At 71.2% G+C, this 22,260-nt stretch carries 21 protein-coding genes and 1 tRNA gene; 8 read left to right on the top strand and 14 right to left on the bottom strand.

All coding sequences use genetic code 11. The features are described 5' to 3' along the window. Positions 1 to 112 precede the first annotated feature (112 nt). Together VIG79_RS10750 and VIG79_RS10745 are read left to right on the top strand one after the other, a co-directional pair. Positions 113 to 769, top strand: coding sequence for a TetR/AcrR family transcriptional regulator (locus tag VIG79_RS10750; RefSeq protein ID WP_331885401.1), 657 nt, complete (start codon positions 113 to 115; stop codon positions 767 to 769). A gap of 44 nt (positions 770 to 813) precedes the next feature. Further along, positions 814 to 1,686: an LLM class F420-dependent oxidoreductase gene (locus VIG79_RS10745; RefSeq protein WP_331885399.1), complete on the top strand. Its 873-nt coding sequence runs from the start codon at positions 814 to 816 to the stop codon at positions 1,684 to 1,686. On the opposite strand, the gene VIG79_RS10740 is transcribed toward VIG79_RS10745, so the two are convergent. Together VIG79_RS10740 and VIG79_RS10735 are read right to left on the bottom strand one after the other, a co-directional pair. Further along, on the bottom strand, positions 1,683 to 2,615 hold the full coding sequence (locus VIG79_RS10740; RefSeq protein ID WP_331885397.1) for an LLM class flavin-dependent oxidoreductase: 933 nt from the start codon (positions 2,613 to 2,615) through the stop codon (positions 1,683 to 1,685). The genes VIG79_RS10745 and VIG79_RS10740 overlap by 4 nt on opposite strands. 11 nt (positions 2,616 to 2,626) lie before the next feature. Next, positions 2,627 to 3,991, bottom strand: a complete 1,365-nt coding sequence (locus VIG79_RS10735; protein ID WP_331885395.1) for a cystathionine beta-synthase — start codon at positions 3,989 to 3,991, stop codon at positions 2,627 to 2,629. Between the two features lie 153 nt (positions 3,992 to 4,144). Between VIG79_RS10735 and VIG79_RS10730 the strand changes: the two genes are divergently transcribed. Beyond that, positions 4,145 to 5,272, top strand: a complete 1,128-nt coding sequence (locus VIG79_RS10730) for an SGNH/GDSL hydrolase family protein (protein WP_331885393.1) — start codon at positions 4,145 to 4,147, stop codon at positions 5,270 to 5,272. Positions 5,273 to 5,465: 193 nt separating this feature from the next. Then, positions 5,466 to 6,698 (top strand): acetyl-CoA C-acetyltransferase, encoded by a 1,233-nt coding sequence (locus VIG79_RS10725; RefSeq protein WP_331885391.1) that lies wholly within the window; start codon positions 5,466 to 5,468, stop codon positions 6,696 to 6,698. Here the strand turns inward: VIG79_RS10725 and VIG79_RS10720 are convergent. Both VIG79_RS10720 and VIG79_RS10715 read right to left on the bottom strand, forming a co-directional pair. Next, a complete protein-coding gene (locus VIG79_RS10720) occupies positions 6,691 to 6,960 on the bottom strand; it encodes a hypothetical protein (protein WP_331885390.1) in 270 nt (89 codons plus the stop codon). The genes VIG79_RS10725 and VIG79_RS10720 overlap by 8 nt on opposite strands. 6 nt (positions 6,961 to 6,966) lie before the next feature. Further along, complete coding sequence (locus VIG79_RS10715; protein WP_331885388.1) at positions 6,967 to 7,830, bottom strand: Bax inhibitor-1/YccA family protein; 864 nt, start codon at positions 7,828 to 7,830, stop codon at positions 6,967 to 6,969. A 112-nt stretch (positions 7,831 to 7,942) separates the two neighbouring features. Between VIG79_RS10715 and VIG79_RS10710 the strand changes: the two genes are divergently transcribed. Continuing rightward, positions 7,943 to 8,548 (top strand): GNAT family N-acetyltransferase, encoded by a 606-nt coding sequence (locus tag VIG79_RS10710; RefSeq protein ID WP_414672617.1) that lies wholly within the window; start codon positions 7,943 to 7,945, stop codon positions 8,546 to 8,548. 68 nt (positions 8,549 to 8,616) lie between these two features. Continuing rightward, positions 8,617 to 8,811, top strand: a complete 195-nt coding sequence (locus VIG79_RS10705; protein ID WP_331885386.1) for an LPXTG cell wall anchor domain-containing protein — start codon at positions 8,617 to 8,619, stop codon at positions 8,809 to 8,811. A 5-nt stretch (positions 8,812 to 8,816) separates the two neighbouring features. Here the strand turns inward: VIG79_RS10705 and VIG79_RS10700 are convergent. The 10 genes from VIG79_RS10700 to VIG79_RS10655 all read right to left on the bottom strand — a co-directional run bounded on the left by VIG79_RS10700 (position 8,817) and on the right by VIG79_RS10655 (position 16,900). Further along, positions 8,817 to 8,890, bottom strand: a tRNA-Leu gene (locus tag VIG79_RS10700). Positions 8,891 to 9,044: 154 nt separating this feature from the next. Beyond that, a complete protein-coding gene (locus VIG79_RS10695) occupies positions 9,045 to 9,599 on the bottom strand; it encodes a peptide deformylase (protein WP_331885384.1) in 555 nt (184 codons plus the stop codon). Then, entirely contained in the window at positions 9,596 to 10,126 is a 531-nt protein-coding gene (locus VIG79_RS10690; RefSeq protein ID WP_331885382.1) for a glycine cleavage system protein R, read from the bottom strand. The genes VIG79_RS10695 and VIG79_RS10690 overlap by 4 nt, the downstream gene beginning before the upstream one ends. Before the next feature lie 89 nt (positions 10,127 to 10,215). Beyond that, a complete protein-coding gene (locus tag VIG79_RS10685; protein WP_331885380.1) occupies positions 10,216 to 11,004 on the bottom strand; it encodes an inositol monophosphatase in 789 nt (262 codons plus the stop codon). Next, the gene (locus VIG79_RS10680) at positions 10,997 to 11,770 is read right to left on the bottom strand and encodes a glycerophosphodiester phosphodiesterase (protein ID WP_331885378.1); all 774 of its coding nucleotides are present in this window, start codon (positions 11,768 to 11,770) and stop codon (positions 10,997 to 10,999) included. The genes VIG79_RS10685 and VIG79_RS10680 overlap by 8 nt, the downstream gene beginning before the upstream one ends. An 86-nt stretch (positions 11,771 to 11,856) precedes the next feature. Then, positions 11,857 to 12,981, bottom strand: coding sequence for an ABC transporter ATP-binding protein (locus tag VIG79_RS10675; protein ID WP_331885376.1), 1,125 nt, complete (start codon positions 12,979 to 12,981; stop codon positions 11,857 to 11,859). Beyond that, complete coding sequence (locus tag VIG79_RS10670; RefSeq protein ID WP_331885374.1) at positions 12,978 to 13,886, bottom strand: ABC transporter permease; 909 nt, start codon at positions 13,884 to 13,886, stop codon at positions 12,978 to 12,980. Before VIG79_RS10670 ends, VIG79_RS10675 begins: the two co-directional genes overlap by 4 nt. A gap of 1 nt (position 13,887) precedes the next feature. Next, a complete protein-coding gene (locus VIG79_RS10665) occupies positions 13,888 to 14,790 on the bottom strand; it encodes an ABC transporter permease (RefSeq protein ID WP_331885372.1) in 903 nt (300 codons plus the stop codon). Further along, entirely contained in the window at positions 14,787 to 15,959 is a 1,173-nt protein-coding gene (locus VIG79_RS10660) for an extracellular solute-binding protein (RefSeq protein WP_331885370.1), read from the bottom strand. Before VIG79_RS10660 ends, VIG79_RS10665 begins: the two co-directional genes overlap by 4 nt. A gap of 104 nt (positions 15,960 to 16,063) precedes the next feature. Then, positions 16,064 to 16,900: a uracil-DNA glycosylase gene (locus VIG79_RS10655; RefSeq protein WP_331885368.1), complete on the bottom strand. Its 837-nt coding sequence runs from the start codon at positions 16,898 to 16,900 to the stop codon at positions 16,064 to 16,066. A 106-nt stretch (positions 16,901 to 17,006) separates the two neighbouring features. On the opposite strand from VIG79_RS10655, the gene VIG79_RS10650 reads away from it, so the two are divergent. Further along, positions 17,007 to 17,198, top strand: a complete 192-nt coding sequence (locus VIG79_RS10650; protein ID WP_331885366.1) for a hypothetical protein — start codon at positions 17,007 to 17,009, stop codon at positions 17,196 to 17,198. A 68-nt stretch (positions 17,199 to 17,266) separates the two neighbouring features. Continuing rightward, positions 17,267 to 22,260 (top strand): biotin carboxylase N-terminal domain-containing protein (locus tag VIG79_RS10645; protein ID WP_331885364.1); only part of this gene is annotated, 4,994 nt, incomplete at its 3' end.

Here is a 22,260-nt window from a genome sequence, read left to right as displayed (position 1 = left end):
CTCCTCGAGGACGCGGCGGGCCGCGGCCTTCAGCTGGTCCGGGCCGAGCGTCCGGCTCTCGACGGCGTGTCCCGTCGTGGTGTCAGTATTCATGCCAGTATCATTCTCTTCAATGTCTCCCGACACAACCCCCCGGCGCCGGTACGACGCGAGCCGGCGACGCGAGCAGGCCGCCGCCACCCGGCACCGCATCGTCGAGGCAGCGGCAGAGCTGTTCGTCGAGCGGGGCTACGCCGGCACGACGATCCCGGCGATCGCCGCCGGGGCAGGCGTCGCGGTGGAGACCGTCTACCGGTCTGCCGCCGGCAAGGCCGGGCTCCTCACGGCCGCGGTGCAGGCGGCCCTCGCCGGTGGCGTCGAGCGTTCGGAGCGCCCGGTCGAGGAGCGCGAGGGCATCCGCCGGGTCATCGACGAACCCGACCCGCGACGGCAGCTGGTGGCCTACGCGCATACCCAGCCTGGAGTCTGGAGCCGGGTCGGCCCGCTGCTCCGGGTCCTCGACAGCGCTGCGTCGTCCGACCCCGCCCTGCAGCGGCTGAAAGCCGACCTGGCCGCCCAGCGCCTCGAGGGTATGCGGCGTCTCGCCGACCTCCTCGACCGCCAGGGCAAGCTCCGGCCGGGACTTCCCGCCGACCGGGCGGCCGACCTCGTCTGGACGCTCTGCGCCCAGGCGAACTTCGACGCGCTGGTGGGGCAACGCGGCTGGACGCATCGCGAGTACGAGTCGTGGCTGGGCGAGATGCTCGCGGCAGCCGTGCTCCCGCCCTAGGCCATCCAGGGTTCTCCCAGGCGCCCGGGCGTAGCGTGCGAAACATGGAACTCGGCATCCACCTTGCGAACTTCACGTGGTCCGGCGGGCCGGCCACCTTCGTCACGGACCTGGCCCGGACCGCGAGGCTGGCCGAGGACGTCGGGGTCCGGAAGCTGTCGGTGATGGACCACGTGTGGCAGATCGGGCACATCGGCCCACCGGAGCACGAGATGCTCGAGGCCTACACGACGCTCGGGTACCTCGCCGCGGTCACCGAGAAGGTGGAGCTGCTCGCCTGGGTCACGGCGGCGGTCTACCGAGAGCCGGGGCTGCTGGCCAAGGAGGTCACCACGCTCGACGTCCTCTCGCGCGGGCGCGCCTGGCTCGGCATCGGCGCCGCCTGGAACGAGGAGGAGTCCCGCGGTCTCGGCCTCCCGTTCCCGCCCACGGCCGAGCGGTTCGAGCGCCTCGAGGAGACGCTGCAGATCTGCCTGCAGATGTGGAGCGACAGCGACGCGCCGTACGAGGGCAAGCACTACACGCTCGGCCGGGCCCTCAACTCACCGCAGTCGGTGCAACGGCCGCACCCGCCGATCCTCATCGGCGGTGGCGGCGAGCGGAAGACGTTGCGGATGGTCGCGCAGTACGCCGACGCCTGCAACCTCTTCGACTCTCCCGAGCTGGAGCGCAAGCTCGACATCCTGCGCGAGCACTGCGAGACGCTCGGTCGCGACTACGACACGATCGCCAAGACCGTGATGTGCCCGATCGACCCCGGACCCGACGGTCAGAACGTCGACGCGATCCTGGCCCACCTCAAGGACCTCTCCGCCCTCGGCGTCCAGCACGTGCACAGCCGCGGGTTGGACGGGTCGCGCACCGACTGGCTCGAGGTCATCGGCGAACGGATCATCCCCGAGATCAATCGCTTCTAGTCACCCGAAGAGAGCAGCGGCACGACCTCCGCGGCGAGGCGCTCCATCTGGAGGGCGTCGTCGTAGAGGGGGTGCAGGAGCAGGAGGTCGGTCCCCGCGTCGATGATCGACTGCAGCACCTCGGCGACGTCGGCCGGCCGGCCGAAGACGCCGACCCGGCCGACGTCCTTCGTCCCGAAGTACCCGTAGAGGCCCTCGAGCGCCTCGGTCAGCCGTGACTGCGCGGCGGCCGGGTCGTCCTCGACGGCGAGGTAGACCCGCTTGGCCACCCGGAACGTCCCCGGCTCCCGGCCGGCCCGCTCGAGCTCCTCGTGGACGAACCGCGCCTGCTCCAGGTAGTCCGCCGTCATCGTCGACCCGGCGCCGATGAACCCGTCGCCGAGGCGTACGGCGCGACGCAGGGAGTCCGGGTGACCTCCGCCGAGCCAGATCGGCGGGTACGGCTTCTGCACCGGCTTGGGCTCCATGGCGAGACCCTGCGCCCGCCAGAACCGGCCGTCGACGTCGAACCGCTCCTGCGTCCACGCCGCCTGCATGAGACGGAGGCCCTCGGTGAACCGCCCGACGAACGCCTCGCGCTCCATCCCGAACGCACCGAACGCCCGGAACCCGCCACCGGACCCGAGCCCGACCTCGAGCCGTCCGCCGCTCACCTGGTCCAGCGTGGCGATGGCCTTGGCCAGGTGCAGCGGGCTGGCCAGCGTGCTGACGTAGACGGCGCAGCCGAGCCGGATCTCGTCGGTGTAGGTGGCCGCGAGCGCCAGCAGGACGGTGGGGTCGAGGTTCGGCGCCGAGCCGATGACCTGCTCGGTCACCCATGCGCCGGCGAACCCCAGCTCCTCGGCCCGGGCGAGGTATGCGCGCAGGGCCTCCCGGTCGAAGGTGCCGTCGGGGGCGAGCTGCGGGACGGAGATCGCGAACTCGGTCACCGGCGTACGGCTCAGTCGCTGAGGAAGCCGAGGAGGTCGGCGCGGGTGAGCACCCCGACCGGCTTGCCCTCGTCGGTGACGAGGACGGCGTCGCCGCGTTCGAGCTCGTGACGCGCGACGCTGACCTTCTCGCCCGACCCGACGAGCGGGAGCCCAGGCTCCATGTGCTGCTCGACGGCGTCGGCGAGGTGCGCCTTACCGGTGAACAGCAGCTCCAGCAGGGCGCGCTCGCTCACCGAGCCGGCCACCTCCCCGGAGGTCACCGGCGGCTCGGCCTTGACGACCGGCATCTGCGAGACGCCGTACTCGCGCAGGATGCTGATCGCCGTTCGGATTGTCTCCCCGGGGTGGGTGTGGACGAGAGCGGGAAGGCGGGCCCCCTTGCTGTCGAGCACGTCGCCGACCGTGGTCTCGCCGTCGGCGCCCAGGAACCCGTAGGAGCTCATCCAGTCGTCGTTGAAGATCTTCGACATGTAGCCGCGCCCGGAGTCCGGCAGGAGCACGACGACGACGGCGTCGGCGGGCAGGCTCTCGGCCGCCCGCAGCGCCGCCACCACGGCCATCCCGCAGGAGCCGCCGACCAGGAGTCCCTCCTCGCGGGCCAGCCGGCGGGTCATCGCGAACGAGTCGGCGTCGGAGACGGCGATCACCTCGTCGACCACCGTCGGGTCGTAGGCGGCGGGCCAGAAGTCCTCGCCGACCCCCTCGACGAGGTAGGGCCGCCCGGTCCCGCCCGAGTAGACCGAACCCTCCGGGTCGGCCCCGACGATGCGTACGGCGCCGTCCGACACCTCCTTGAGGTAGCGCCCGGTACCGCTGATCGTCCCGCCGGTGCCGATGCCGGTGACGAAGTGGGTGACCCGGCCGTCGGTGTCCGACCAGACCTCCGGGCCGGTGGTCTCGTAGTGGCTCTGCGGACCCATCGGGTTGGCGTACTGGTTCGGCTTCCACGCACCGTCGATCTCGCGGACCAGCCGGTCGGAGACGGAGTAGTAGGAGTCGGGATGCTCCGGCGCCACCGCCGTGGGGCAGACGACCACACGAGCGCCGTAGGCGCGCAGCACGTCCTGCTTGTCCTGGCTCACCTTGTCGGGACACACGAACACGCAGTGGTAGCCCCGCTTCTGGGCGACGATCGCGAGGCCCACCCCGGTGTTGCCGGAGGTGGGCTCGACGATGGTGCCGCCGGGCTTCAGCTCGCCGGACTGCTCGGCGGCCTCGATCATGCGCAGCGCGATGCGATCCTTCACCGAGCCGCCCGGGTTCATGTACTCGATCTTGGCGAGCACGGTGCACGCGATGCCGTCGGTCACAGCGGACAGCTTGACGAGGGGCGTGTTCCCGACGAGGTCGGCGAGGTGTTCGGCGTACTTCACGGGACCATCCTGCCTCCTTTCGGCATGGCCACCGCACTGTCCACCAACCCGGCGTCTCCCGCTCAGGGACACGTCGTACGGTGGACACCGGACATCCGGAGACTGGGGGCAGCCTCGGATCCGGGGTCCGTCGGACACCTGGTGGGGGATGCGATGGGACGTGCACGGCGCGCGCGCCGGATCGCCCAGACCGCTGCCTACGGGGGCGGTTTCGGGGTTGCGGGGATCGGCGTGCTGGGAGTGGTGGGCTACGGCCTGATCAAGGCCGAGGCCCTGATGGCGCGCAAGGCGGTCGGCGTCATCGGAGAGGAAGCCCCCGAGGACGACGGTCTCTACGGTGCCGCGCCGGGAGCCCCGATCGAGCTACTGGTGCTCGGCGACAGCAGCGCGGCCGGCCTGGGTGCCGAGGTCGGGCCGCAGACCATCGGCGGCATCCTCGCGACCGGGGTCTCGGCCTTCGGCGGGCGTCGGGTCCGCCTCACCAACGTCGCCGTCGTCGGCGCCGTCTCCGGAGACTTGGGCGTCCAGGTGGCCAACGCCCTCGACAGCGTGCCCGCGCCGGACGCCGCGGTGATCCTCATCGGGACCAACGACGTCACCCACCGCATCGACAAGTCGATCGCCGTGCGGCACCTCGAGGCCGCGGTCCGCCGGCTGCGCGACGCCGGCGCCGAGGTCGTCGTCGGCACCTGTCCCGACCTGGGCGCCCTCCAGCCGGTGGCCCAGCCGCTCAGAGCGCTGGCGCGACGCTGGAGCCGCGACCTTGCGGCGGCGCAGACCGTCGCGGTCGTGACGGCGGGCGGCCGCACGGTGTCACTGGGCGACATCCTCGGCCCCGAGTTCGCGCAGCGCCCGTACGAGATGTTCAGCCATGACCGGTTCCACCCGTCGCCGGCGGGGTATGCCCGGGCGGCCGCTGTCCTGCTGCCCACCCTCTGCTCCGCGCTCGGCCTCTTCGACGAGGACGTCGTGCTGGGCCTCGACCGCAGCCGGGGCGAGCGGGTCACCCCGGTGTCACGCGCCGCGACCAGCGCGGTCCGCGACCCCGGCACCGAGGTGAGCCCGACCGAGATCGGCGGCCAGACTCGCGGCCCGCTGGGCCGCTGGGCCGTGGTCCTGCACCGCGTGCGCCGGCCGTTCCCCACCCGCACCGCCGACCCGCATACCGACCCGCCTACCGACCCGCCTACCGGGCCCCATACGGGGCCCCATACCGACCCGCATACCCCGTCCGGCGACGACGCGCAGAGCGAGCCGGCCGAGCACTCCGCCGGCAGCTGACCGAGAGCGTGGGAGACGTTGACCCTCTGGGGTCGAGCTGTTCCCACGATCTCGCCCGGAAGGCCGCCAGCCGGGTCGCGGGCATCACGAGAGCGAGACCACACCATGCGGCGCTCCCGGGCCGGCCGGACCGGCATATCATCGACGCCAACCAGGTAAGCACGCGCTTACCCGCCGTCCAAGGAGGACCGCCGTGGCCAGCTCCCGTGAGGCCGTCATCGTCGCCACCGCCCGCAGCCCGATCGGGCGGGCGTTCAAGGGGTCGCTCAAGGAGATCCGCCCGGACGACCTCTCGGTCCAGGTGCTTCGGGCCGTCCTCGACAAGGTCCCGGGGCTCGACCCGCAGGACATCGACGACCTCTACTGGGGCTGCGCGGAGCCGTCCGGACGGCAGGGCGCCAACCTCGCCCGCGTCGTCGCCGTCCTCGCGGGCTACGACCAGCTGCCTGGAGCGACGATCAACCGGTTCTGCGCGTCGAGCGTGCAGACCACCCGGATGGCCTACCACGCGATCAAGGCCGGCGAGGGCGACGTGTTCCTCTCCGGTGGGGTCGAGTGCGTGTCCCAGTACCTCACCTGGGCCGGTGCCGGTGGGGCCGACGACGAGTCCCGGAACCCCCTGTTCGGCGAGTCGATGACCCGCACGGTCGAGACGGCCACGAGCAACGCCACCTGGACCGATCCGCGCGCGAACGGCCTCCTGCCCGACGTCTACATCGCCATGGGCCAGACCGCCGAGAACGTCGCGACGTCGCTCGGGATCACCCGCGAGCGGCAGGACGAGTGGGGCGTGAGCAGCCAGAACCGCGCCGAGAAGGCCATCGCCAACGGGTTCTTCGAGCGCGAGATCACGCCGGTGACCATGCCGGACGGCCGCGTCGTCTCGGCCGACGACGGCCCACGCCCCGGCGTCACCATCGAGGGTGTCAGCGGACTGAACCCGGTGTTCCGGCCCGACGGCACGGTCACCGCCGGCAACTGCTGCCCCCTCAACGACGGAGCCGCCGCCGTGGTGGTCATGAGCGACACCAAGGCCGCCGAGCTCGGTCTCACCCCGCTGGCCCGGGTCGTGGCCACCGGGGTCTCCGGCCTCTCCCCCGAGATCATGGGCCTCGGCCCGATCGAGGCCTCTCGCCAGGCCCTGGGCCGCGCGGGGATGACCATCGGCGACATCGACCTCTACGAGATCAACGAGGCCTTCGCGGCGCAGGTGCTCCCGAGCGCCGACGCGCTCGGCATGGACTTCGACAAGCTCAACGTCAACGGCGGGGCGATCGCCCTGGGCCACCCGTTCGGGTCCACCGGTGCGCGCATCACGACGACGCTGCTCAACGGGATGCAGGAGCGGGACGCCCAGTTCGGCCTCGAGACGATGTGCGTCGGCGGCGGCCAGGGCATGGCCATCATCTACGAGCGCCTCAGCTGAGGTCCCGCCGAAGCCGTTCGAGCCGCGGTGCCGGGTCGAGACCCGCCTGCGACGCGTCGTAGACCGTCACCGTCAGCTGGTCCATGACCACGCGCGGACCCAGGTCGGGCACGGCGACGTGCGGGCGCCCCTCCACGTCAGCCACCGCGTCGGCCAGCTGCTGGACGACCGGCCGGACCACCGGCATACGCGAAAGCGCCTGGTCGAGCGGCAGCTGCTGCCACCGTTCGACCAGGCGCTGGAGCTCACGCTCCGAGGTCACCCTCCGCTAGTTACCGCGCAGGACGGCCAGGAGCCGCAGGATCTCGAGGTAGAGCCAGACCAGCGTGACGATGAGGCCGAAAGCGAGCTTCCACGAGACCTTCTCCGGCATCCCCACCCGAACGGCGTTCCCGATGTCGTCGAAGTCGATGGCCAGCGAGTATGCCGCCAGACCGACCCCGAGGAGCGAGACGCCGACGCCGAGCAGTCCGCTGCTGTTGAAGCCCCAGCCGCTGGTCCAGCCGAACATCAGCGCCACGACGTTGACCACGCTGTACAGCAGGTAGCCGATCATGGCCATCCCGAAGATTCGGCGGCTGCGACTGGTCACCTTGATGATCCCGAAGCGGTAGCCGGCCAACATCCCCGCGAAGGTGCAGAGCGTCGCGACCACCGCGGTCGTGACGATGCCGGGCCAGCGCTGCTCCATCACCTGGCTGAACGCCCCGAGGAAGACGCCTTCCAGCAGGGCGTAGAGGACGATCAGCGGCGCGCTGATGGTCTTCATGAAGATGACCGCCAGGGCGACACCGAAGCCGAGCAGGGCGCCGCCGAGCCAGAACGGCATCAGCAGGGCAGGGTTGCCGCGCGTCAGGAACCAGGAGCCGGCCGCCGCGGCGACCAGCACGACGAACAGACCGAGGGTCTTCACGACGACGTCGTCGTACGTCAGCCGGCCGGTCTGGACCGGACCCGCCGGCGGGGCGTCGTACATCTGCTGCAGCTGGTCGCTGGTCATCCGGTCCTGGACGCCCTGCATCCCAGCGGGGTTGTAGCCGGGCTGCTGACCGGCGCGCTGCTGGTCGAAACCGGCGTAGTCCTGCTTGATCTCCCGGTTGACCTGCGAGAACACGGGGTTGCTGCTCGCCATCCTTGCTCCTTGGAAGTCGGTGCGGCGCTCCCAAGGAACGCCCAGGAACGCATCTACAGGATAAGGCGAGCGAGAGGGCCGCTTAGTTCCCGTCCGCGCCTAGGGTCGAATCGTGATCTCCGCCTTCCTCGAGGTGCCGGTGCTCCGCGGCCACCACGTCGTGCTCGAACCCCTGGCCCCCGAGCACGGGGCCGAGCTGGCCGAGGCGGTGGAGGAGGGCGAGCTGTGGCGCCTCTGGGTGACCCGGATCCCGTCCCCACAGGAGATGGCTGCGGAGATCCGGCGGCGTCTCACCGAGCACGAGGCCGGGACGATGGTCCCGTGGACCGTGCGCGACGCTCGGACCGGCCGCGCCGTGGGCATGACCACCTACATGAACGTCCGCCCCGACAACCGGAGGCTGGAGATCGGGTCGACCTGGCTGGCGCTGAGCGCGCAGCGGACGGCGGTCAACCCCGAGGCCAAGCTGCTCCTGCTGACCAGGGCGTTCGACGACCTCGACTGCGTCGCGGTGGAGTTCCGGACCCACTGGCACAACCGCCGCTCCCGCCGCGCCATCGAGGCGCTGGGCGCCAAGCAGGACGGCGTCCTGCGCAACCAGGACCTCTGGCGGGACGGGACCGTCCGCGACGTGGTCGTCTACTCGGTCATCGACGCCGAGTGGCCGTCGGTGCGGCTCGGACTGCGCGAACGTCTCAGGAGGTATGCGGGTACCTGACTCCGGTGGTCTTCGCGTGTCGCGATGACGCTGCCCGCCGTGGGTCTCGACTCCCGTAAGGACCGGATATGTCGCATCCCTCCGTCGCCCGTCGCCTCCCGCTGCTGGCCGTCGCGGCGCCCCTCACGGCGACCACCTCGTCGGGGTCCTCGCCGACGGGGTCGTCGTCCGGCTCGCTGCTCCTCGCCGGAGCTGCGCTCGTCGTACTCGGCCTCGCGGCGCTGCTGCTACGACGCGGGATTCGCCGGCCTCAGGGACGGTGACCTCGTGCCCCCGACGAGATTCGAACTCGCACTGAAGCGATTTTAAGTCGCCTGCCTCTGCCGGTTGGGCCACGGGGACGGACCCAACTGTATGCGGGGCGAGACCGGACCGCGGGGCCCAGCGGGCGTCCTGCGGCGTCCGAAGCGGCGTCCGAAGCGGTGGAAAGGTCGCTGCCGCGACCGGAACACCGCTATGCAGACCGCTTCGCGGGCGGATGCGGCGGCACGGGGTCTCAGAGGTACGTGCGGCGCGGGTGGACGGCGTGCGGACCGGCGACGCGATCGAGGAACAGCAGGCCCTGGGTGTGGTCCACCTCGTGCTGGACGGCGACCGCCTCGAAGGCGTCGGTCTCGACGAGGACCCACTCTCCGGTGACCGGCAGCTGACCACGCACCGTGAGCCGACGGGCCCGCGCCACGTCGCCGGTGAAGTCGGGGACCGACAGACACCCCTCCCGGCCGCGTTCGCGTCGCGACCCCTCGACGACCTCGGCGTTGCAGAGGACGAAGAGTCCGTGGCAGGTCCGAGTCTTGGGGTGACCGGCGACGTCCACGCTGAACACGCGGAGGGCAACGCCGACCTGCTGGGCCGCCAGCCCGACGCACCCCGGCGAAACCACCTGTGTAGCAACGAGGTTCGCGGCCAGTTCGACGATGTCGGCGGCCGCGGGGTCGACCGTCTCCCCGCGCACACCGAGAACCGGGTCAGGGGCGCGAACCACCTCGAGGACACGGCCGGGCGGAAGGTCCGGCATGCGCCACGCGGCCGGACCCGACGGCTCGGTCACAGCAGGTCGTCCTCCACGACAGACACGTGGAAGTCGACGCCGATCTCCTGCGCCACCACGGCGAGATCCTCCTCGACCGCGTCGACGGACACGTCGGACGGCAGCAGGAACTCCGCGATGAGGACGTACATGTCCTGGCCGAGCCGGGTCCCGAGGTCGACGATGTTGCCCCCGTGCCGCGCGACGACGTTGGTCATGGCGGCGACGATCCCTGGCCGGTCGGCCCCGTGGACGTGCAGGGTGTAGGCGGTCCCGGGTACCCGGGCGTCTCCGTGCTCGGGAATCGGGCGAACGTCGACGGCGAGGTCACCGCTCTCCGTGAGCGGCCGGAGGGCCACCTCGACATCCTCGACCGGCCGGTCGCCACGGACCAGGACGACCATCGCGAAGTGTCCGCGCAGCAACGTCATCGTCGAGTCCTCGAGGTTGCACCCGAGGCCGGCGAGCGCGGACGTGACGTCGGCGACGATGCCCGGCCGGTCGTCCCCGAGCACGGTCACGGCGACGAGGCTAGGAGCGGCGGGCACCGGCCAACCCTAACGACTGGAGGCGGCCCGGAGCTCGCTCTACGGACCGTGCTCCCCACGACGACCCCGGCCGACAGGGCGACCGGCAGTCAGGCCAGCAACGAGCGCAGCTCCGTGGCAACGCCTCGCGGGGCAGCGACGAACGGGCCGCGTTCCGGCCAGGCGGTCTCCACGCCATCGCGGTCGCACACCACCGCGCCGGCCTCGCGGCAGAGCAGGACCGCAGCGAGGTGGTCCTCGGGGTGGAAGGTGCTGATCACGGCCCCCGCGGCCCGGCCGGCGGCGACGCTGGCGACCGACAGAGTGCCCGACCCCATGATCCTCGACGTGCAGTGCCGTTCGCCCAGGCCGTCGAGGAAGGGCCGCATCCCCGGCCACGGGACGTGCGCCGCCCACTCGGTCATCACCACGCGCCCGGCCAGACGGTCGAGGGCCGGGACCTGCAGCAGCTCCTCGGCTCCGTCGACCAGCCGGAAGGCACCACGATCCGCCACGGCGTGCAGCACGTCCCCCCTCCAGGGATCGGCGACGACGCCGACGAGAGGTTCCCGGCGGAGCGCCAGCGACAGCGAGAACGAGGTCCACGGGAGGCCCGACGCCAGGTTCGTGGTGCCGTCGACCGGGTCGCAGTACCAGGTAGGACCGTCCCAGGCCTCGCCGCCGAGCTCCTCGCCGACCACGTGGTGGTCCGGGAACGCCTCGGCGATAAGCGACCGGACTGCCCGCTCGGTCGCCACGTCGACGTCGGTGACGACGTCGGCGGCGTGCCGCTTGGTGCGGATCTCGCCGAGCGCCATCGTCCGGGCCAACGTGATGGCCCGTTGCGCCGCTGCGAGCGCCACCCGCAGGGTCGCGTCGAGGTCCACCGGGTCAGCCATGCCGCTCCTCGACCGCGGCCACCAGCGCGCGGATGTCGTTGCTGATCACCGCATCCACTCCCCCGTCGAGGATCCGGGCGAGGACGGTCGCGTCGTCGACCGTCCAACAGGAGACGGGCAGGTGGCGCTCCGCGGCCCAGTGCCGCCCTCCGGACTCGAGGACCTGCCAGTGCGGGTTGAAGGCCTCCGGTCGGAGCTCCGTGACCAGGTCGTCGGCAGGCGGCCCGTCCAGCGCCTCCTCGCCCCAGGACAGGAAGACCCGGGCGTCGGGGTCGTGCTGCCGGACCTCTCGCATCCCGGCAACGTGCCCGCACCACATCACCTGCTCCTGGCGCAGCCGACCTGTGGAGACCGCCGAGCCGGCCTCGACCCGGGCGGCCCTGGCCCATTCCCCCGAGTCCATGTCGACCATCACCGCTGCGGGGCGACCCTCGAACAGCGCGAGGACCTCGCGCAGCGTCGGGATGCCGATGCCGGTGACCTCCGCCGCCGACATCGTCCGGATGTCGCGGTCGACGCCCCACAGCCGCCGGAGCGAGTCGTCGTGCAGGACGACGCTCACTCCGTCCTCGGTGGTCTTGACGTCGATCTCGACGATGTCGGCACCGCAGTCGAGGGCCGACCGGATCGCGGCAACGGTGTTCTCCCGGTGAGCGATCGGGTCGCCCCGGTGGGCGATGGCGAGCGGCCGAGCGTTCTGCCCGGCCCGCGGCAGGTCGCTCGACTGCCAGTCAAGGCTTTCGACCGCCGGTCGAACACCAGCCAAGGGGCTCGACTCCCAGTCGAGTAGACGATCCGGCGGGGCGTCGCGGCGGGGTGATGAGCCAGTCCCGACCTCGTGCTCTCCGGCGCTCAGAGCAGCGACCCGTCGCGATAGACCAGGGCCCGGCGGAACCGGACCGTCGAGGAGTCGCCGGCCGTACCCAGCGCGCCGGCGTCGACGTAGGCGCGCAGCTGTGCGTCCTCGGCGCCGTCTATGTCCACGACCGCCTCCGTGAAGTGACCGCGGGGGATGACGCGGACCACCGACGCGGCCGCGCCGCCCTCGCCGACGAGGACGTCCTCGGGCCGGACCGCCACGATGTCGCCGTCCACCGAGGACTCGCCCTGGGGCAGGTTGGTCGTCTCGACCGGGACTCGAGCCGACCCGACGACGACCGCCAGCGACCCGGAGTCGCGGACCAGCCGACCGGGCAGGGTGTTGGTCGCCCCCACGAAGCCGCCCACGAACGTCGTCGCCGGCGACCGGTAGATGTCCATTGGCGACGCATACTGCTCGATCCGCCCACCGTTCATCACCGCCACGCGGTCGGAGATCGACAGCGCCTCGTCCTGGTCGTGGGTGACGAACACCGTGGTGATCCCGAGGCGCTGCTGGATCTCGCGGATGTCCTCGCGCACCCGTACCCGCAGCTTGGCGTCGAGGTTGGACAGCGGCTCGTCGAGGAGGAGGACCTTGGGCTCCTGCACCAGCGCCCGTGCCAGGGCGACCCGCTGCTGCTCACCGCCGGAGATCCGCGTCGGCCGTGACCGGATGTGGTGCGTCAGCCCGACCAGCTCGAGAACGCTCTCGACCCGCTGCGCGATCTCCGGCTTCGGCACCTTGCGCAGCTTGAGCCCGAACGCGATGTTGTCGAACACCGACATGTGCGGCCACAGCGCGTAGTTCTGGAACACCATCGCCGTCGGGCGACGCTCGGGCGGCAGGTCGGTCACGTCGGCACCGTCGATGATGACCGCGCCGCCGTCCGGCTCGAGGAACCCGGCGATCATCCGCAGCGTCGTCGTCTTCCCGCAGCCGGACGGCCCGAGCAGGCAGACCATCTGGCCCTTGTCGACGTCGAGGTCGAGGTCGTCGACGATCGGCCGGCCGCCGAGCTCCTTGTGCAGGCGGGTCAGCCGCAGGCCGCGATCCGCCGCCGACGTAGCGGCGTCCGCGGGTGCGGCCACGTCGGCCCGCTCGGTCGTGTGGCTCATCGGATCTGGAACCCTTCGGCGAGCTGGCCGCCCATGACGTGCTTGCGCACGAGCAGGAGGAGGACGGCGGAGGGGATGGCGAGCATGATCGAGAAGACCGCCGCCACCTGGGGTGGGTAGTTGAGCACCAGCGTGTACATCTGCGTCGGCATGGTGATGAACTCCGGGTTGCCGACGAGGTAGGTGCCCTGGGCCTCGTCGAACGACGCGAGGAACGACATGATCAAGGCGACCGTGATCCCGGGTAGCGCCAGCGGCAACGTCACCTTCCGCAGCACCGTGAACCGGTTCGCCCCCGCGTCCCGCGCCGCCTCCTCGTAGGACCTGGGCACCGCCGCGAACGCGGCCGCCGGGATCCACGTCATGAACACGACGGTCCCGAGGACGTGGACGATGACGACGCCGACGAACGTCGACATGAGGTTGAAGGCGTAGAACAACGAGGCCAGGGCGACGAACAGGCCCATCTTGGGGAACGCGTTCGTCGCGAAGAGCCCGACGAGGAAGATCCGGCGACCGGGAAACTCGAACCGCGAGAACGCATACGCCGCGGGCAGGCAGATCACGGCGGAGACGATCATCGTGGTCAGGGCGAACTGGAACGACAGCCGGACCGAGCTGAGCAGGTTGGGGTCCTTGAAGACCTCTCCCCACCACTGCATCGTCCAGGCGTCCGGAGTGAGCGAGGGGTAGGTCCAGGTGGTCGCGAAGGCCCGGATCCCCAACCACAGCAACGGCCCGAGAATGAACACCGCCATCGCCAGCATGAACAGCGCGCTCAACAGCCGGCCGACCCACCGGCGCGGACCGCGGCGCGAGCCGGCCGCCCGCTCGATGGGAGCCCGTACCGGCACCGAGGTCTCGGCCTCGACCTGGACGGCGGGCAGCGTCGGCATCGTGGTCATGTCACACCCGGCCGCTCTGCGCGGCGGCGCGGTAGTTGGCCCAGACGTAGACCGCGCCGAAGCCGCTCGCGACGACGAACACGACGACCGCCATCACGACGGAGGCCTGCGGCAGGTTGAAGGCCTGGAAGTAGTCGGCCATGTCGACGCCCAGCATCTTCGGGGCGTTCGGACCGGTGAAGTACGGCACCGTGAACGAGCCCAGGGTGCCGATCGCCGTGAACGTCCCGGCGATGACGGTGGGGACCAGCGCGAGCGGCGCGATGACCCGCAGGACGGTCCGGAACAAGGACGCACCGGCGTCCCGGGCGGCCTCGATGAGCGCGTCCGGAACGCCCTGCACGCCCGACACGACCATCAGGGTGGCGAACGGCAGGTGCGTCCACACGAGACCGATCACCACGGCCGTCATGGAGAACCCCCAGACCGGCGCCTCCATGCCGAACTGTGCCGCCACCGACCGCAGGAACCCGTCGGCGTTGTAGAAGGTGAGGATCGCCCACGACGCGATGACCACCGGGATGAACATCGGCACCACCGCCAGCGCCGACAGGGCGCGGGAGATCCACGTGTCCGACAGCCGCACGTAGAGCGCGATGGCCCAGGCAAGGACGACGACGATGACCGTCGTGGCCAGCGTGGCCAGCACGGTGACGACGAAGTCCCGCTGGAACCGCGGGTCCGCGAACACCTTTGCGTAGGCGCCGAAGGTCACCTTCCACGGTGAGTCGACCGTGACCTGGTCACTGGCGATGGCCGCAACGGTGGAGTTCAGCCCTTCGGTGTGGCCGAGGCTGTAGGAGACGGCGACGACGATGGGAAACCCGACGAAGAGGGCGACGAGCACCAGCGGCGGGCTCGCCAGTGCGAGCCCGCCCAACCGGTGCCGAACGTCCTTGCTCACTTGCCGGGGACGTTCTGGTCCCAGAGGTTGTTGATGTCGGTGCTGTGGTCGCTGTAGTAACCGGCCCGCAGGTTCTGGGTGTCGGCGCTCTGGAACTTGGCCTGTACCTCGCTCGGCAGCTGCGTCAGCGGGATGGCCGGATACCCGGCGATCTTGTCAGCGATCTTGGCCTGCTCCTCGGGCTTGAGGACGAAGTCGACGAACTTCCAGGCGAGATCCTGGTTCTTCGAGCCCTTGGTCACGCCGAGGTAGGAGGCACCACCGGTGAAGGACGGGTTCGAGATCTGCTGCGCCTTGAAGTTCTTCGGGATCGAGCCGGACGCCTGGCCGGAGATGAACTGGTCGGACCAGACCGGCGCCATGTCGATCTGACCGGACGACAGCAGCTGGAGGGTCTGGTTGTTCCCGTTGGGGTAGACGCCCTTCTGGAACACCGACGGGTTCAGCGACGCCAGCTCCTGCCAGCCGGGGTCCCAGCTCTTCTCGAGCTCCTTGTGGTACCCCGTCGTCATCTGGTCGCGGTCCGCTGGGGGCACGTACTTGTCGAGCACCGTCGCGACGAACGCCCCGCCGGATCCACCGGTCTTCGGCGAGTTGTACGTGAACCGGCCCGGGTTGGCCTTGATCCACGCGAGCACCTCGTCGAGGGTCTTGGGTGGGTTCGGGATCTTGTCGGGGTTGTACGCCAGCAGCACCGACGAGGCGCGGTACGGCACGGCGCCGGGGCCCCCGGCCGCGACGACCTTCGGGTCGATCCCACTCAGGGCGGTGACCTTGCTGGTATCGGTCGAGAGCAGGCCGGCCTTGGCCGCCTTGGCGACGAAGCTCGCCGTGACGTCCATGGCGGGGTCGTGGTTCTGCTGCGCGGCCGCGGCCAGCTTGGCGAAGTTGGCCTGGTCGTTGGTCCCGTGCAGGTCGTAGGTCAGCTTGACCGCGACGCCGGGGTTGGCGGCTTGGAAGTCGGGGATGAGGACCTGCTGGAAGAGCTCCTGGATGTTGGTGTCGTCACTGGCGGCGACGGTGATGGAGCCGGTCGAGGCTCCGCCGCTGCTACCGCCGGTGGCGGCACCTTGTGAGGCGGGCCCGTTTCCGGAGCAGGCGGCGAGGACGAGGACGACGGGGGCGAGGCCGGCGGCCACGAAGCCGCCCGGCACGGTGGTTCGGCGCATGAGGCTCACTGTGTTCCCCTCGTCAACGATGTGCAAGACGAAGCGCCAAGTTCGGCGAAATGTCACGACATTCGGGCTGACAAGCCTCCCGCATGTCAGTCGGTTCAGTCCCGGAGGCGCCCGATGACCGCGTCGAGCATCGGCTCGGTCAGCTTGCCCGTGAACGTGTTCTGCTGGCTGACGTGGTAGCTCCCCAGCAGCCGTATCGTTCGTCCGCCAGATGTGGTGAGCACGGTCTCGGCGCCGTGGGTGAACCGCGGCTTCGGTCGCGGCACGGTCCAGCCAAGGCGGCGCGCCGATCCGAGCGTGGCGTCCCAGGCGATGCTCCCGAGCGCGAGCAGGGCGCGCAGCCGAGGCGCGGCGAGGGCCAGGTCACGGTCCAGCCAGGCCCCACAGGTGTCCCGCTCGGCGGGCGTGGGCTTGTTCGCGGGGGGCGCGCAGCGAACCGACGCAACGATCCGCAAGCCGGTCAGGACGAGGCCGTCCCCGGCGGCCACGCTCGTCGGCTGGCTCGCGTAGCCCGTGCGGTGGAGCGCCGCATACAGCCAGTCACCACTCCGGTCGCCGGTGAACATCCGGCCGGTGCGGTTCGTCCCGTTCGCCGCCGGGGCGAGTCCGACGACGAGCACGCTGGCGTCGGGGTCGCCGAAGCCCGGCCCGGGCCGTCCCCAGTAGGGCTGGTTCACGAACGACGCGCGCTTCCCGACCCGCGCGACCTCCTCCCGCCATGCGACGAGCCGGGGACAGGCCCGGCATACCGAGATCTCCGCGTCGAGCTCCCCGACGTCGGCGGCCCGGCCGGCCAGCTCCGCCACGCCGGCGGCGTCGCGGGCCACCGGAGTATGCGACGTGGCCGGGTCGCCCGGCCAGCCGGCCCCGGGTGGGACCGGCGACGGGAACGGCTGCCTGGTGACGGGATGAGGCAGCAGCTCGTCGGACATGCGCGCATGCTGCCAGCCGGAGCTCCGTTCCTGAGACGTCCTCGCCGACGAACGCGACCGCGGCTTCGTCACCGGGATCGTCCAGCAGCTGACGACGACCCTGCTCGTGGCGGCCTGCGCCATCGGCGGCATCGTCCTGCTCGTCAGCGACACCGGGCCCTACATGCTGCCCACGCGCCGGCTCTACACGTTCTTCGGCGACACGCTGTTCTTCTTCGGCTGCGTGCTCGCCGCCCGGGCCCTGGTCCTCGTCCTCCGCCGCACCGGCCCGGTTGACGCACCTCGCGGGCGGGGTTGACTCGATAGTAGGCAGCGGGTGTGGAAGATTCTCGGGGTGGCCGGTTACGCAGGTGCGAGGAGGCATCGGTGACGTTCAGGCGGATCGCCGTGGTCAACCGTGGCGAGGCGGCGATGCGTCTCATCCATGCCGTCCGCGACCTCAACGCGGAGACGGGCTCGTCCATCGAGGTCGTCGCGCTCCATACCGAGGGCGAGCGGCGAGCCATGTTCGTGCGCGAGGCCGACCTCGCGTACAGCCTGGGCCCCGCCTCCGCCCGTCCCTACCTCGACCTCGCTGTCCTGGAGAAGGCGCTGCTCGACACCGGATCGGACGCCGCCTGGGTCGGCTGGGGGTTCGTCGCCGAGGACCCCGCATTCGCCGAGCTCTGCGAGCGGATCGGAGTCACCTTCATCGGCCCGAGCGCCGAGGCCATGCGACGGCTGGGCGACAAGATCGGCTCGAAGCTCATCGCGCAGGAGGTCGGCGTCCCGGTCGCCCCGTGGAGCGGTGGAGCGCTCGACACCCTCGACGACGCCATCGCCAAGGCCAACGAGATCGGCTACCCGGTCATGCTCAAGGCCACCGCCGGTGGTGGCGGGCGCGGCATCCGCAAGATCGCGTCGGACGAGGAGATGGCTGACGCCTACGGGCGAACCCGGGACGAGGCGGAGCGCGCGTTCGGCAGTGGCGTGGTCTTCCTCGAGAGCCTGGTGACCGGTGCGCGTCACGTCGAGGTCCAGGTCATCGCCGACGGCCAGGGCACCGCGTGGGCGCTCGGCGTCCGCGACTGCACAGTCCAGCGCCGCAACCAGAAGGTCATCGAGGAGTCGTCGTCGCCGGTGCTCTCCGCCGCGCAGACGGCCGAGCTCAAGGCCAGCGCCGAACGGCTGGCCCTCGCCGTCGGGTACGCCGGGGCCGGCACCGTGGAGTTCCTGTACCACCCGGGCGACCAGTACTTCGCCTTCCTCGAGGTCAACACCCGGCTCCAGGTCGAGCACCCGATCACCGAGGTCACCACCGACACCGACCTGGTCAAGCTGCAGATCCATGTCGCCTCCGGCGGCCGTCTCGAGGGCGAGCAGCCGGCCGAACGCGGCCACGCCATCGAGGCCCGGCTCAACGCCGAGGATCCCGACCGCGACTTCGCCCCCGCACCGGGCCGGATCGCCCTGCTGACCCTGCCCGCGGGTCCCGGTATCCGCGTGGACACCGGTGTCGGCGAGGGTGACACGATCCCCGCCGACTTCGACTCGATGATCGCCAAGATCATCGCCTCCGGGCGTCATCGCGACGAGGCGCTCGGCCGCCTGCGCCGCGCGGTCGCCGAGACCACGGTGGTCATCGAGGGCGGCGCGACCAACAAGAGCTTCATCCTCGACCTGCTCGACCAGCCCGAGGTCATCGACGGGTCCGCCGACACCGGGTGGATCGACCGCGTACGCGGCGAAGGACGTCTCGTCGCCCGCCACCGCTCGGGAATCGCGTTGGTAGCAGCCGGGATCGAGGCGTACGAGGACGAGGAGCAGGTCGAGGTCAACCGCCTGCTGGAGACCGCCCGCGGGGGCCGGCCGCAGGTGCAGCACAAGGTGGGCCGGGCGGTCGACCTCAAGCTGCGTGGGGCGGTGCACAAGATCCTCGTCATGCGCACCGGGCCGCACCGGTTCCGGGTCACCGTCGACGACCACGAGCCCCTCGACGCCTCCCTGGAGCGCATCGACGCGTACTCGAGCCGGCTCACCGTCGAGGGCTCGCGCTACCGCCTCATCACCGCGAGCCACGGACCGGTCCATCTCGTCGAGGTCGACGGAGCGACGCATCGCGTCAGCCGCGACGAGGGTGGCGTGCTGCGTTCCCCGGCCCCCGCCCTGGTCGTGGCGACGCCGGCGGCCGCCGGCAGCCAGGTCGCCGCCGGTGCGCCGGTCATCGTTCTCGAGAGCATGAAGATGGAGACCGTGCTCCCGGCGCCGTTCGCGGCCACGGTGAAGGAGCTGCTCGTCTCCACGGGGAGCCAGGTCGAGACCGGCGCCCCGCTGCTACGGCTGGAGCCACTGGCCGAGGACGACGACGAGGCCGCCGCACCTGGTGGCGACGAGCCGGCCGAGGACCTCGAGCTGCCGTCCGGCCGCGTCGTCCGCACCGACGCCGAAGAGGTCGAGCACGAGCTGACCGACCTGTCGGGGATGCTCCTCGGCTACGACCTCGACCCGGGTGACGAGGGCCGCACCCTCGCCGCATACCTCACCGCTCGTCAGTCCCTCTCCGCCGAGAGCGAGGTCCCCATCGCGAACGAGGTGTCACTGCTCGCGCTGTTCGCCGACTTCGCCGAGCTCAGCCGCAACCGCCCGGCCGGCGAGGACCAGCACGTCGAGAACCGCGTGCACTCGCCTCGGGAGTGGTTCCACACCTTCCTCCAGACGATGGACATCGAGCGGGGCGCCCTGCCCGAGGAGTTCCACCAGCGGCTGCTGCGCGTGTTGCGCCACTACGGCGTCGAGAGCCTCGACCGGACCCGCGAGCTCGACAACGCCGTGTTCCGGGTGTTCCTCGCCCAGCAGCGTTCGGCTCCCGACGTCCAGCTCGTCATGGCGTTCCTGCAGCACTGGATGCACGAACCGGTCCCCGCCGACCCGGCCCTGGCCGCGGCCGCGCGTGAGGTGCTGGACCGGCTGGTGCTCGCCACCCAGCTGCGCTTCCCCATCGTCGGCGACCTGGCCCGCAGCGTGCGGTTCCGCTGGTTCGACCAGCCGCTCGTCGACGCCGAGCGCGCTGCCGTGCTGGCGTCGGTGCGCGAGCAGATCGAGCTGCTCGTCGACCAGCCGGACGCCGAGGACCGTGCCGAGCGCATCGACGCGCTGGCCGCGATCCCGGAGCAGATCGTCCGGTTCCTCCTGGAGCGGCTCGAGAACGGCATGCCCGCGACCGAGCCGATGCTCGAGGTCCTCATCCGGCGGCACTACCGCGAGTACGAGCTGGACCACCTGACCTCGACCACGGTCGACGGGCGGCCGTTCGCCGTCGCCGACTACCTCCTCGACGACCGGCCGACGCACCTCGTCTCGACGATCGGGAAGATCAGCGAGCTGAAGCCCGGCAGCGGGCTGGTCGACGCGGTCACCCGCGAGGTCGAGGCCGCGGTCCCGGGCCATGAGAGCGTCGTCGACCTCTACCTGTCCTGGCCCGAGGCGCCCAGCAACGTCGAGGAGGAGTCGGCGGCGCTCCGCGCGATGGTGGAGCAGCTCGACGTGATCCGCCGAGTGCGGCGTATCGCGATCGCGGTCGGCGCCGGCGCGGACCGGCCGCCCGCCTACTTCACCTTCCGGCCGACCGACGACGGCGGAGTCGTCGAGGACGACCTGGTGCGGGGTGTCCACCCGATGGTCGGGCGCCGCCTGAACCTGTGGCGGCTGCGCAAGTTCACCCTCACCCGGCTCGAGGCGCCCGAGGACGTGCTGCTCTACTTCGCGGTCGCCCAGGAGAACCCCGCCGACCAGCGCCTCATCGCGCTGGCGCAGGTCCGGCAGCTGGGCGTCGTCCGCGACGAGTCCGGCCGGGTCACGTCGCTCCCCCACGTGGAGCGCGCGATCTCCAACTGCCTCGAGGCCATTCGCCGGGCGCGTGCCGGTCGGGGCGCCAAGGGCGCCCGGCTCGACATGAACCACGTCTGGCTCCAGGTGTGGCCGGTCATCGACGCCGAGGTCGACCAGCTCACCGCCGTCCAGAACAGCATCGCGCCGCTCACGGCGGGCGCCGGGATCGAGGAGATCCGCGCGGACGGCCGGGTGGCCGGGCCGAACGGGTCGGTGACGCCGATCTCGGCGCGGTTCTTCTACCAGGCCGGTTCCGGGGTCACCTCGAACGTCGGCCTGCCGGCGACCGAGATGCTCAAGCCGATCGACGACTACCAGCAGAAGGTGCTGCGGGCACGCCGCCGCGGGACGGTCTACCCCTACGAGATGCAGGGTCTGGTGGCCGGCGTGGGCGGCTCGTCGGTCGAGTACGACCTCGACGACAGCGGACGGCTCGCCCCTGTCGACCGACCGCCGGGACTCAACAAGGCCGGCATCATCGTCGGCGTCGTCACGACGCGAACCCCCTTGCACCCGGAGGGAGTTCGCCGGGTCGTGCTCAGCGGCGACCCCACCCGGGCATTGGGCGCGGTGTCGGAGGCGGAGTGCGCGCGGATCATCGCCGCGCTCGACCTCGCCGAGGAGCTCGACGTCCCGGTCGAGTGGTACGCCCTGTCCGCCGGCGCGCGGATCTCGATGGACTCGGGCACCGAGAACATGGACTGGGTCGCCCGGGGGCTGAAGCGGATCATCGAGTTCACCCAGGCCGGTCGCGAGATCAACATCGTGGTCGCCGGGATCAACGTCGGGGCGCAGCCCTACTGGAACGCCGAAGCGACGATGCTGATGCACACCAAGGGCATCCTCGTCATGACGCCGGACAGCGCCATGGTGCTCACCGGGAAGCAGTCCCTGGACTTCTCCGGTGGCGTCTCGGCGGAGGACAACTTCGGCATCGGTGGGTACGACCGGGTCATGGGCCCGAACGGACAGGCGCAGTACTGGGCGTCGAACCTCGGCAGCGCGCTGCAGATCCTCCTCGCCCACTACGACCACACGTATGCGGCGCCGGGCGAGTCCGGACCCCGCCGGGCCGAGACGACCGACCCGGCCGACCGCGACGTCTCGCCCTACCCGCACGCGCTGGACGGCAGCGACTTCACGACGGTCGGCGACATCTTCTCCTCCCGGACCAACCCGGACCGCAAGAAGGCGTTCGACATCCGCACCCTGATGCGCGCCGTCGCCGACCAGGACCACCCGACGCTGGAGCGCTGGGCCGGCATGGCCGACGCCGAGACCGCCGTCGTCCAGGACGCCCACCTCGGTGGGTTCCCGGTGCTGCTGCTGGGGATCGAGAGTCGGTCGGTCCCGCGACGCGGGTTCCCGCCCACCGACGGCCCCGACGTCTACACGGCCGGGACCCTGTTCCCGAAGTCCTCGAAGAAGGCCGCCCGGGCGATCAACGCGGCGAGCGGGAACCGCCCGCTCGTCGTGCTGGCCAACCTGTCCGG

This window comes from Lapillicoccus sp. (genome assembly GCF_036559105.1).
In the GTDB taxonomy this organism is placed as follows: Bacteria; Actinomycetota; Actinomycetes; order Actinomycetales; family Dermatophilaceae; genus Lapillicoccus.
This window is presented reverse-complemented; position numbering and strand designations above follow the sequence as displayed.

Excerpts from the sequence above, each read along its gene's own strand:
- VIG79_RS10750 (WP_331885401.1), top strand. The coding sequence starts at position 113 with ATGTCTCCCGACACAACCCCCCGGCGCCGGTACGACGCGAGCCGGCGA.
- VIG79_RS10745 (WP_331885399.1), top strand. The coding sequence starts at position 814 with ATGGAACTCGGCATCCACCTTGCGAACTTCACGTGGTCCGGCGGGCCG.
- VIG79_RS10730 (WP_331885393.1), top strand. The coding sequence starts at position 4,145 with ATGGGACGTGCACGGCGCGCGCGCCGGATCGCCCAGACCGCTGCCTAC.
- VIG79_RS10715 (WP_331885388.1), bottom strand. The coding sequence starts at position 7,830 with ATGGCGAGCAGCAACCCCGTGTTCTCGCAGGTCAACCGGGAGATCAAG.
- VIG79_RS10705 (WP_331885386.1), top strand. The coding sequence starts at position 8,617 with ATGTCGCATCCCTCCGTCGCCCGTCGCCTCCCGCTGCTGGCCGTCGCG.
- VIG79_RS10685 (WP_331885380.1), bottom strand. The coding sequence starts at position 11,004 with ATGGCTGACCCGGTGGACCTCGACGCGACCCTGCGGGTGGCGCTCGCA.
- VIG79_RS10675 (WP_331885376.1), bottom strand. The coding sequence starts at position 12,981 with ATGAGCCACACGACCGAGCGGGCCGACGTGGCCGCACCCGCGGACGCC.
- VIG79_RS10670 (WP_331885374.1), bottom strand. The coding sequence starts at position 13,886 with ATGACCACGATGCCGACGCTGCCCGCCGTCCAGGTCGAGGCCGAGACC.
- VIG79_RS10660 (WP_331885370.1), bottom strand. The coding sequence starts at position 15,959 with ATGCGCCGAACCACCGTGCCGGGCGGCTTCGTGGCCGCCGGCCTCGCC.
- VIG79_RS10655 (WP_331885368.1), bottom strand. The coding sequence starts at position 16,900 with ATGTCCGACGAGCTGCTGCCTCATCCCGTCACCAGGCAGCCGTTCCCG.